Annotated in this window: 11 protein-coding genes and 1 rRNA gene; 2 read left to right on the top strand and 10 right to left on the bottom strand. The window is 44.1% G+C overall.

From position 1 onward, the window contains the following. The 7 genes from JOD82_RS13525 to JOD82_RS13495 form a co-directional block, all read right to left on the bottom strand. Positions 1 to 190 (bottom strand): 16S ribosomal RNA (locus JOD82_RS13525); the annotation flags it as partial. 449 nt (positions 191 to 639) lie between these two features. Beyond that, positions 640 to 2,010: an NCS2 family permease gene (locus tag JOD82_RS13520; protein WP_023987039.1), complete on the bottom strand. Its 1,371-nt coding sequence runs from the start codon at positions 2,008 to 2,010 to the stop codon at positions 640 to 642. 222 nt (positions 2,011 to 2,232) lie between these two features. After that, positions 2,233 to 2,622: a nuclear transport factor 2 family protein gene (locus JOD82_RS13515; RefSeq protein WP_069011298.1), complete on the bottom strand. Its 390-nt coding sequence runs from the start codon at positions 2,620 to 2,622 to the stop codon at positions 2,233 to 2,235. Positions 2,623 to 2,662: 40 nt separating this feature from the next. After that, positions 2,663 to 3,601, bottom strand: a complete 939-nt coding sequence (locus tag JOD82_RS13510) for an NADP-dependent oxidoreductase (protein ID WP_069011296.1) — start codon at positions 3,599 to 3,601, stop codon at positions 2,663 to 2,665. Between the two features lie 19 nt (positions 3,602 to 3,620). Beyond that, positions 3,621 to 4,091, bottom strand: a complete 471-nt coding sequence (locus tag JOD82_RS13505) for a MarR family winged helix-turn-helix transcriptional regulator (protein ID WP_039270704.1) — start codon at positions 4,089 to 4,091, stop codon at positions 3,621 to 3,623. 153 nt (positions 4,092 to 4,244) lie between these two features. Further along, positions 4,245 to 4,916 (bottom strand): SGNH/GDSL hydrolase family protein, encoded by a 672-nt coding sequence (locus JOD82_RS13500; RefSeq protein ID WP_069011295.1) that lies wholly within the window; start codon positions 4,914 to 4,916, stop codon positions 4,245 to 4,247. Positions 4,917 to 4,937: 21 nt separating this feature from the next. After that, positions 4,938 to 5,783, bottom strand: coding sequence for a LysR family transcriptional regulator (locus tag JOD82_RS13495; RefSeq protein WP_029515746.1), 846 nt, complete (start codon positions 5,781 to 5,783; stop codon positions 4,938 to 4,940). Positions 5,784 to 5,913: 130 nt separating this feature from the next. On the opposite strand from JOD82_RS13495, the gene JOD82_RS13490 reads away from it, so the two are divergent. Beyond that, positions 5,914 to 7,044 (top strand): Gfo/Idh/MocA family protein, encoded by a 1,131-nt coding sequence (locus JOD82_RS13490; protein ID WP_209949439.1) that lies wholly within the window; start codon positions 5,914 to 5,916, stop codon positions 7,042 to 7,044. Positions 7,045 to 7,189: 145 nt separating this feature from the next. On the opposite strand, the gene JOD82_RS13485 is transcribed toward JOD82_RS13490, so the two are convergent. Next, on the bottom strand, positions 7,190 to 7,807 hold the full coding sequence (locus tag JOD82_RS13485; RefSeq protein ID WP_209949437.1) for a peptidase E: 618 nt from the start codon (positions 7,805 to 7,807) through the stop codon (positions 7,190 to 7,192). A gap of 394 nt (positions 7,808 to 8,201) precedes the next feature. After that, positions 8,202 to 9,740, bottom strand: a complete 1,539-nt coding sequence (gene guaA, locus JOD82_RS13480) for a glutamine-hydrolyzing GMP synthase (protein WP_013308777.1) — start codon at positions 9,738 to 9,740, stop codon at positions 8,202 to 8,204. 145 nt (positions 9,741 to 9,885) lie between these two features. On the opposite strand from guaA, the gene JOD82_RS13475 reads away from it, so the two are divergent. Next, positions 9,886 to 10,542: a DedA family protein gene (locus JOD82_RS13475; protein WP_029515749.1), complete on the top strand. Its 657-nt coding sequence runs from the start codon at positions 9,886 to 9,888 to the stop codon at positions 10,540 to 10,542. Positions 10,543 to 10,548: 6 nt separating this feature from the next. On the opposite strand, the gene JOD82_RS13470 is transcribed toward JOD82_RS13475, so the two are convergent. Further along, positions 10,549 to 10,782 (bottom strand): hypothetical protein, encoded by a 234-nt coding sequence (locus JOD82_RS13470; protein WP_029515750.1) that lies wholly within the window; start codon positions 10,780 to 10,782, stop codon positions 10,549 to 10,551. Positions 10,783 to 10,854: the final 72 nt, after the last annotated feature.

The raw sequence follows: 10,854 nt of genomic DNA, 5'->3' as shown, positions 1-10,854 counted from the left end.
AAAGGATGTATCGGGTATTAGCTACCGTTTCCGGTAGTTATCCCTGTCTTGTGGGCAGGTTGCCTACGTGTTACTCACCCGTCCGCCGCTAGGTTATTTAGAAGCAAGCTTCTACATAACCCCGCTCGACTTGCATGTATTAGGCACGCCGCCAGCGTTCGTCCTGAGCCAGGATCAAACTCTCCATTAAAGACCAACCAAAGTTGGTTTATAGAAAGAGCGATAAGCTCATTTTGAAACTGACGAGATAAAATATCTCTTGTTTGATTTTGCGAACAAAATCGTTTTACTCACTCGTTGTTCAGTTTTCAAAGATCAAACATTCTTTTCTTGTCGATTTGGTTTGTCGCCTCATCAACTCTTATATCTTACCATGTCCGAACCAACTTTGCAAGCATTTTTTTGAAATCTTTTTTTGTAACACTCGCTCGCAATATTGTATTTCTTGGCCGGAATTAGAATATACCATATACATATCCCTTTTGCAAGCATTTATTAGATAAGGTTTCACAATACTTTATTATTATTCGTTTTCCTTCTATATAATAGCTCCTTTGTATCTATCTGCGTCTAACTACAAAAAAAAGAACCTCTTCCCTTAAGCAACAGGAAAGAGGTTCTGTGTTCTATATCTACTGATTATTCGGAGCCCATAAAGGCAAAGCGGATCACTACAATAATAGCAAGCACCCACATGAGCCAGTGAATTTTAACTTTATTGCTGGTAAACAGGTTACTAAACACAGCCAGCACAACGTAAGACAGAATACCAGCAGAGATACCATTCGCGATTCCACCTGTGAAAGGCATCAGCACGATGGTCAAAAATGCAGGAAACGCCAACAGGAAGTTATCCCAGTCGATATTGCGAACCTGACTCATCATTAGGACCCCAACGATAATCAGAGCTGGAGCAGTAGCGGCAGAAGGCACAACCAGAGCCAACGGTGCAATAAACAGGGCCAACAAGAACAGAACACCTGTCGTTACAGCAGTCAGTCCAGTACGTCCGCCTTCTTCTACCCCTGCGGAGCTTTCTACGAATGCTGTAATCGTACTTGTACCCAATACTGCACCAGTACTTACCCCAACTGCATCCACCAGCATTGCTTTACCGATAATTTTCTCGCCTTTTTTCTTATCTTTCATTATACCCGCGCGTGTAGCCGTACCTACCAAGGTACCGAACGTATCAAACAACTCTACAAATGTGAAAATGAAAATGATATCAAACAGACCGATATGCAAAGCTGCTTTCAAGTCTAACTGACCTACAGCCAAATTACTGAAATCAGGAATCCAGTTGCCTGTTGTCAAGCTACTCAAATTTGTTACTCCCATCGGAATACCGATTAATGTAGTAGCTACGATCCCAATCAGCAATGCACCTTTGACCCGAACGACCATCAGTGCTGCGATAATAAGCAATCCGATTAGCGCCAGCAGTGCATCCTTTTGATGTACCAGACTTCCCAGAATCAAATTAAAAGCATGACCCGGAACCGGTTGACCAACATCTGTCCCTGGAACGATGCTCACCATAACCAGATTACAAAGCTTGAAGCCGACAATCGTAATAAACAAACCGATACCCACTGTAATGGCTGTCTTTAAATTTTCCGGAACTGCAACAAGCAGCATCTGTCTTACTCGTGTCACGGTTAAAATCAGAAAGACGATACCGGATATAAATACAGCGCCAAGTGCCGCTTGCCAAGTAATCATGCCATTAGAACTCAGGACTACAGTCATAAAATAAGCATTCAAGCCCATACCCGGCGCCATGCCGATCGGCACATTAACGAATAGCCCCATCAGTATGGTAACCAAACCTGCACCTACCGCCGTCGCAAAAAAGACAGCTTCACTGGGCATACCTGCTCCAGTCGGACCTAAAAAGGTATTGTTGACCACCAGAATATAAGCCATGGTCATAAAAGTAGTAATCCCCGCTATAATTTCTGTGCGGACGTTCGTGCCATGTTCCTTTAATTTAAAGAAACGCTCCATGAGTCGTAATTCCTCCTACGCAAAGCATACTCGTATTGTTGTCGTTCGTTTGAAGTAATATTCGCATTCAATGCGCTATATTATTACATTCGTTATTTTAGGCTCTCACCTACTGCTTGTCAACAGAAAAAGCGAATGTTACAAATTAAACATATATGTATTGTTCGGAAAACAGAAAACCCGCAAGCTATTATGCAGCTAACGGGTTATCATTTAAGGGAATCAGATGTTTTTGTACTTATCAAATGTATTCGCTGTGTCTGGGATATTCTCCAGATAAACGATCTTACCTTCCGCATCCAGCCGAGCCTTGTCCACTCCAGTAAGTGTATAAACTTCGCCTGTTGCTTTTTTACCACACACTGCCCATTTGGTTTGATAGGTATCAGGTTCTCTGGGTACAGGTTTCCAACCTTCATACATATGCTTGATTTCGAGCGATCCCTCAAAGAACATATTCAAGAAGCTTTTCCAACTGTTCATACCTTGTTTTCGATCACCATTCAATACAAACTCAATCTTCTCAGAAAAAAGGCTAATTAATCGCTCTCTACTCTTCTCGTCATCTTTTGCTAAATCATAGTAGTGAAAATAATCTTCTAAAATCTTCATCGTGCGCAATTCCTTTCGTGCTGTATATGTGTATTCATCCTTATGAGAAGGTTATTGCAATTTTTCCAACAGCATGGTGGGTTTCGCTTAAAGCGTGTGCATCATATATGCCTTTTTGCGAAAAAGGAAACGTCGCTCCCACTACCGATCTTACTTTCTTTTGCTCCAACAGGTCGGCAATTTCCTGCAGTTGCTGTCCGTTGGGCTCCAGCCATATGTTTTTGGCCGTTACGTTGTACTCCTTTACCAGCTCTTCGTCAAAATTGCTCACAATGGATATGATCCGTCCAGTGCCCCTTTTCATTACCTTAAAGCTATTCTTCTGAACATCCCCGCCCATCGTATCGAACACCACGTCCACATCAGATAAAACTTCCTCAAAACGAGTTGTGTGATAGTCAATGATTTGGTCGGCTCCCAATGAAGCAAGCAATTCATGATTACGCTCACTGGCTGTAGTAATGACATAGGCTCCGGCTTGTTTGGCAAACTGGATAGCAAACATGCCTACGCCACCTGCACCTGCGTGGATTAATACTTTTTCCCCTTTGGTCAGTTGACCATGTGTAAAAAGCGCCTGCCAAGCAGTCAACCCCGCCAAAGGTACAGAAGCGGCTTCCTCCCAAGAAATTGAGGCAGGTTTACGCGCCAACAGGTGATCATCCACCAAGGTATACTCGGCATAAGTACCGAACCGTGTGGTGTCCGGGCGTGCAAACACTTCATCTCCCACTTTCCAATCGGTGACCTCGCTGCCTACTTCCGAAATAGTGCCGGCTACATCCCAGCCTAAAATAATCGGGAACTCCCAATCCATCATTTGTTTTAAGTAACCTTCACGCAACTTCCAGTCAATTGGGTTGATGGAGGTAGCCGCCACTTTGACTACAACCTGATGAGCCAGTGGTGTAGGAGTAGGCACTTCTCTTTCTTTCAATTCATCCTTGCTTCCATACTGATCTATAACGATGGCTTTCATATTCATTTCCTCCTCACATTTATATATTCTTCACATTGTTGGACATACGCTGTAGTACATCTGTCAAAGCCACAATTTCCTCATCTGTAAACTTACATAGCAGCTTTTCCTGGAAGGCTTGTCTTTGCTCTGACAAAACTTGCAGCTCTTGAACCCCTAATTCGGTCAAACGTATATAGGTCACACGCTTATCCTGCTCTTTTTTACTACGTAAAATCAAACCTTCCTCTTCCAGCCTTCGTAGATGTCGAGTCACTGCTGCACCATCCAGAACGAGCAGATGTTGGAGCTCTAGCTGGCTTAGTTCCTGACGATGGTCAATATGATACAAAATTTCAACCTTGGTAAAACTGGTTTTTAACTGTGCTTCAAAAGCGTTATTCATTTCTTTACACAAAAGATGCATGCGATAAAACAACTGACTTTTTTCAGAGCAATGTTCGATGACAAACCATCCTCCTAATACTTGACCTATCAATTGATATATCAAGTATTATACACCCTCACTAAAAATAAACAAGTCCTGAGACAAGTCTATATAGACAAATCCTACAATTCAAGAATACTCAAGCTAAACAAATAGCCTGAGCATTCTTGAATTGTAGTTAAGGTCATTCGATGAAACGATGAAATAGTCCATACATTACAGTGTATTCATAAATCCGATAATACGAGCCGCCATCCGCTCGTGGCCTGCCTGATTCGGGTGCAGGCCGTCAGGGATACCATTTTCCCCTGTAAAGTACATCTGTTTATGCACAGGCAACAGTGGTTGAATTCCAGCGATATTCCACAGATCGCAGCACGGGAAAGAATACAGTGAGGCCACTTCTCTCACGGCCTGTGCATACGCGCTATAGACTTGACCTGTGATAGCATTAGGCAGATGCTCAGGAACGGTATCACTTGATCCGTGAGGCGGGGTCAAAAAGACGATCAGCTTGTCCGGGTAACGGTTAATTAATCCTTCGGCAATATGCTTGAGCGCACCATAAAACGTACGCGTTTCTGTCGATGGCGTATCCAAGCTACCGAACGATATTTCTCCCATCGAAAAATCGTTTCTTCCCCCCATAAAAAAGATCACGTCCGCATGAGGGTTCATTTTCTCATAACGCTCACACATCGGTTCAAAGCCACCGCTGGCTACACTGCTGCCGGATATGCCATGATTCTCAAAAGTTTGGAATCCTAATACATCACTCACGAGGTGGGGGTATGGCTTTTCTCCATCACGTAATTCATATCCAAACGTAATACTATCGCCCAGGAATACGGCATGGCTACCTTGGTACTTGCCCTGATTATTTGTCAATCTAATTCCACTCCTACTCTATTAGATCGTATTATTGATTTCGATAAATTTATGTTCAATCGCTGTCATTTCGTGATTTGGCCGGGTTATTAAATATGTATCCATGTAGCCAAAGGTTGGGGGAGCGGGCAAATAGGATGTTACTTTGAATTGCCGCGCCAGCCTTTTGGACATGAGGGTGATTCCCATTCCCATCAAGGAAAATTGTACCATCGTTTCAAACACACCAACCTCCACAACCTCGCCATGGGTCAATTGCATGTCCTGATACATCTTCTCTAAATACGTGAGGTACAGGCAGCCATCCGACAATATGATAATAGACGCTCCTTGGAGTACCTGTTTAAGATCCGAGCCTTCATGTATGCCTTTCCCCACCAGTACCAGTTCTTCACGGCATAATTTTTGATAATGAATATACGGGTTAGCGGGATACCCTGTAACAAAAGCAATATCGAGTTCGCCGTCAAGGATCAATCGCTCCATTTCCGTGGTGGTTCCGGTTTTTAATGTAACCGAAGCCTGCGGATACAGCTCATATACCTTCGTGAGCGCCCTCGTTGTTTCGCCCGCCACGATGGACTGCATGGTACCGATGCGCAGCTTTTCCTCCTGCGGTCTCATTTTCATCTCCGTGTCTTGCCACAGCAACAACATTTGCTTGAACTGAGCATATAAGATTTCTCCTGCAGGTGTCAGCTCCATACCCCGGGGCTTTCGGTAAAATAACGCTGTGCCGTAATGGGCCTCCAGCTTCTTTATTTTAGCCGTCATATTCGATTGCAGATGATTCAGCTTTTGGGCAGCTTCTGTCAGGCTTCTCAGCTCCGCCACCGAAACAAATGCCTGCATATTTTCAATATCCATCCCTTCACCTCCCATCAAATAAAATGATACCTATATCATAAACAAGCATTATTATTTATGAGTTAAGTGTATTATATTGACCTTGGACGCTACTTTCCACCCTCATTTAAAAATTAGGAGGTATGGCAACATGGTAATAAAGAAGATTCGTGCAGGTATCGTAGGAGGTTCGATGAATAATAAATGGGCTAGTCAAACGCATATTCCGGCGTTGCTCAAGCACTCAAACCTGGATATCACTGCCGTCGGTACCTCCCGTATGGAGAGTGCACGACAAAGTGCAGAAGAAGTAGGGGCGGCACTGGCTTTTGATGATGCCAAAAAGCTCGCAGCTTCCGAGGATGTGGACATGGTCGTGGTGAGCGTAAAAGTTCCCCATCATTATGAGGCGGTGATGGCGGCAATTCAAGAGAGAAAGCATATTTTTTGTGAATGGCCCTTGGGGGCAAACACTGCGGAAGCTGCTGAAATGGTCAAGGCGGCGGCACTGGCAGGCATTCATCATACCGTCGGCTTGCAGGCACGGCAGGATCTTGAAGTGCAAACGATGAAAAAATTGGTGGAGAGCGGAGAGATTGGTGAAATTCTATCCTGTCATATGCAAGTAGCTACTTCCGGCAAAGGTGGACAAGTAAATCAGGACACTGCTTATTTGCTGAACAGAGCCAATGGCGCTAATCTGCTGACGATTAACGGCGGGCATTCTCTGGATGCGCTGCAATACATCGTTGGCGAATTCCGCGAGCTATCGGCCATCACATCATCTCGCTATAACGAAGCCACTATTCAGGAAACGGGTGAAGTCATTTCCAAGGATACAGCCGATCAGATTCTGATTCACGGACTATTGGACAAGGGGGCGCCGATATCCGTTCACATTCAGGGCGGAGTGAATTCTAAGTTTGAGATAGAGATTCAGGGGAAAAAGGGTATTTTGCGATTGACACAGAATCCTTCGCTTGGGCATGTTCAATTTGGGAATCTGACGCTCGAAAAACTTGCGTACGATCCAAGCAGTACGCAGAGTCATGGTCCTAATGGGGCGTTTGAACAAATAAGTGTAACTGCTGAGCCTGATGACGGACTGGATTTTCCAAAACAAGGGGTAACCCTGAATGTAGCCAAGGCTCATCATGTATTTGCCGAGGATATTTTGACGGGCACCCGTCTCGCTCCTGATTTCAACCATGCCTTAAAGCTGCATCAGCTACTGGATCGCATCGAGGAATCGGCTGCAACCGGGAAAAAGATTGTATGGTAAGGTAGAATTATAAAAAAGAACATTCAGTACCACGATGATGTGGAATTGAATGTTCTTTATATTGTAATCAGTTAAAATCCTACTCCACTCGATGGTGGTAATGCAGTGGACCTTCCTCTAGAAAAATTACCTTTTTTTAATGAAGTCATGCATTCTCGACTTTTATCCTATCACCTTCAACCAAAATAACTTCCGCGTTGCTGATTGGATATAAATTTAATTGGCTGCCATATTCCTCAATGATGCTCTCCACCGCTTTTTTAAACGGGATGTTCGTATGGTGGGGGACTGGGTAGAATTCAATGATCCCGAGCGCAACAAAGGAATCCAAAGCAGGCGCTTCCTGCACATTGTCCATAAGTCGGGCATATTCGATATTCGGTGATAAAATCATCGAACCTGCCGATTCACCTATGTATAACTTCCCTGCATTAACTTCATCAGCAATGATTTTGTCAGCCCCGGTTCTTCTTAACTCTTGAAGTAAATAAAATGTGTTGCCTCCGGTAATATAAATATAGTCATTTTCTCTAATTTTACTCTCTATTTCATTCAATGGTGCTGTGCTGATTTCGATTTCATCCACGACTAATCCTAAATTCTCTAATGCTTTTTTCCCTGAATTCACATAAAACTTAACTTTCTCTGGAATACTCGCGGTTGGGATGAAGGTGACTTTTTTTCCTTCTAAGTTTTCACCAGCGAAATGGACTAAGCATGGTGCAACATCCTTAAATGAGGACGATAGAAATAATTTTTTCATCTCTTTATTCTCCTTAGAACAACGTTTAATGAAACGAGATATGTAACACTTTAATCTAGGTACATTATAAAATATATTAGTATCAAAACATGACACCATTAGAGCATGACATGAAAAAGAGGTGAACGTTTAATTTCATACTTGATTTAAACTATTTATAGCTTGAATCTAATAAAACCATATAAAAAAGGAGATACATTACCATTGAATAATATCTCCTTTTTTCAACTTCATATTCCGTTTTGCAACAACAAATGACTTCATATCTCGTCCTTGCTTGCCCCCGTAAAAAAGACTCCCACCGCATAGCGATACTTCGCCGATACGGAGGAGTCCTGATGTTGTATTGGTAAATCTTAAAGGATTCATGGTTACGGCGCGGAAGTCTCCACGCTTATTCCCACTCAATCGTAGCTGGTGGTTTGGAAGTAATATCGTACACGATACGATTCACGTTATCCACTTCGTTTACGATACGAACGGAGATTTTCTCCAGCACATCCCAAGGGATACGCGCCCAGTCAGCAGTCATACCGTCGATGGAGGTTACTGCACGAATACCTACGGTGTAAGAATACGTACGAGCATCGCCCATAACGCCAACACTCTTCATATTCGGCAAAGCGGTGAAGTATTGCCAGATTTCCCGGTCCAGACCGGCTTTAGCAATCTCCTCACGCAAAATGTAATCCGACTCACGAACAATGGTTAGCTTGTCCTCTGTCACTTCGCCCAGTACACGAATGGCAAGACCCGGACCTGGGAATGGTTGACGCCATACAATCTCAGCTGGCAGTCCACATTCTTCGCCGACTTTACGCACTTCGTCCTTGAACAGGGCATTCAACGGCTCGATCAGCTTGAACTTCATGTTCTCCGGCAAACCACCCACATTATGATGGGATTTAATGGTCTGTGCCGTTGCAGTTCCGCTCTCTACAATATCCGTATACAGCGTACCTTGTGCCAGGAAAGTAAAATCGTCAAATTGAGAAGATTCTTCCTCGAACACATAGATAAACTCGTTACCAATGATTTTACGTTTTTGTTCCGGATCATCGACTCCTGCCAGCTTGGACAAGAAGCGCTCACGTGCGTCAATTTTGACAACTTTCATATCAAATTTACCAACGAACGTCTCCATTACACTTTCGGCTTCACCCTTGCGCAGCAATCCATGGTCTATGAACATACACGTCAGTTGGTCACCGATCGCTTTGTGAATAAGCATCGCTACAACGGAAGAATCCACGCCACCACTTAAAGCACACAATACTTTTTTGTCGCCTACCTGTTGACGAATCTCGCGAATCTGATCTTCAATGAACGACTCCATCGTCCAGTTGCCTTCACAACCGCACACTTCATATAGGAAGTTGCTGATCATCTCGTTACCTTGAACGGAATGACGTACCTCTGGATGGAATTGCACCGCATACAGATTCCGCTCCAGGTTACTCATCGCGGCAATCGGCGCACTCTCTGTTCCTGCATCCAGTGTAAAGCCGGTTGGCAGATCTGTTACGTGATCCCCATGGCTCATCCATACGGTTTGACGAGAATCCAGTCCTTTAGCCAAGCGGGCATCCTGATTGAATTGCACGTCTGCTTTGCCATACTCACGCTTGCCCGCACGTTCTACCTTACCATCCAGTTGGTGAGCCATCAGCTGCATGCCATAACAAATACCAAAGATAGGAATGCCCAGGTCATAAATTGCCCGATCCACCTGAGGAGCATTGTCTGTATATACGCTGGAAGGTCCGCCTGAGAAAACAATCCCTTTTGGCGCCAGCTCTCTCAGCTTCTCCGCAGGCGTATTGTATGGAAGGAGCTCGCTATATACGCCGAGATCCCGAATTCTTCTTGCGATTAACTGGTTGTATTGTCCTCCAAAATCAAGAACTACAACGATTTCATTAGGCTTATTCATTACCGTGCCTCCCTCAATTGTTCGTTTCATTATACGCAACGATAAAACAAGACGTCAAGAAATCAACCGGAGTTGAGTGGGCATGAAAAGATTGTTAAAATGAATTGATTCTAAAATACTCAATCTGTTCGTAGGAGTGTAAACGATGGATGTGCTGAAGTGGATCGCGCAATTGTTCGAAGAATACGGCTACGGCGTCCTTTTTTTCGGCTTGCTGCTTGAGTTTATTGCTTTACCATTTCCCGGGGAAACCACCATGGCTTATGCGGGATATCTCTCCTATGCCGGTACCCTGGATTTCGGTAAACTGATGCTGCTAGCTTTTTTGGGCACGACCATCGGTATGACTATTACCTACTTTATCGGAAAGTGGGCTGGACTCCCCTTTATTCAGAAATATGGTAAATGGGTTTTGTTATCGCCGGACAAGCTTCAGAAAACACAAAAATGGTTTCAACGATATGGATACTGGCTTATTTTCCTTGGATATTTCATCCCCGGTGTCAGGCATTTTACCGGTTATTTTGCCGGAATTATTGTTCTTTCTTTCCGTAAATTTGTCTTATATGCTTACAGCGGCGCTTTATTCTGGGTCATCCTCTTTCTAAGCATCGGCAAGCTGTTTGGTCCCCAATGGGATGCCATTTTCCATTTGGTAGAGCTGTATGCACTGCGAATTGCGGGAGTCGTTGGGTTCATAATCCTGCTGTATATTATTTACCGGTGGAGAAGCTTCCTATTTAGCTCGCTACGCAAATCCGAAAAGTCGGTGAAAACCAGCAACAAGGATGACACGAAGTAATCACACTCATGCTGCCTTGCGGCTACGAGTCCTTGCATAATACATCAAAATCACGATAGATATCACAATAAACCCCGCACCTCCAGCCAAACCCAACGTACGCGGCTCCATCATTTCAATCGCCACCCCTGCACCAAGCATAGAACTCCGATGATTCCTTGACTCTACGCCGTCAGCATGCCCAACAATGGACCCTGTAAATACAATGGGGTCTCCCGTATTAATAATGTATCCAGACAAATGGCCCCTACCCCGCAAGCCAACTACCGCTTAATCCATAAGTAAAATCCCCAGCAACAAAAGACATACCAC

It is taken from the genome of Paenibacillus sp. 1182, assembly GCF_017833915.1.
Lineage (GTDB): Bacteria > Bacillota > Bacilli > Paenibacillales > Paenibacillaceae > Paenibacillus > Paenibacillus polymyxa_D.
Note: the sequence above shows the minus strand (reverse complement) of the source record. Positions and strands in the feature narration are given on the sequence as shown.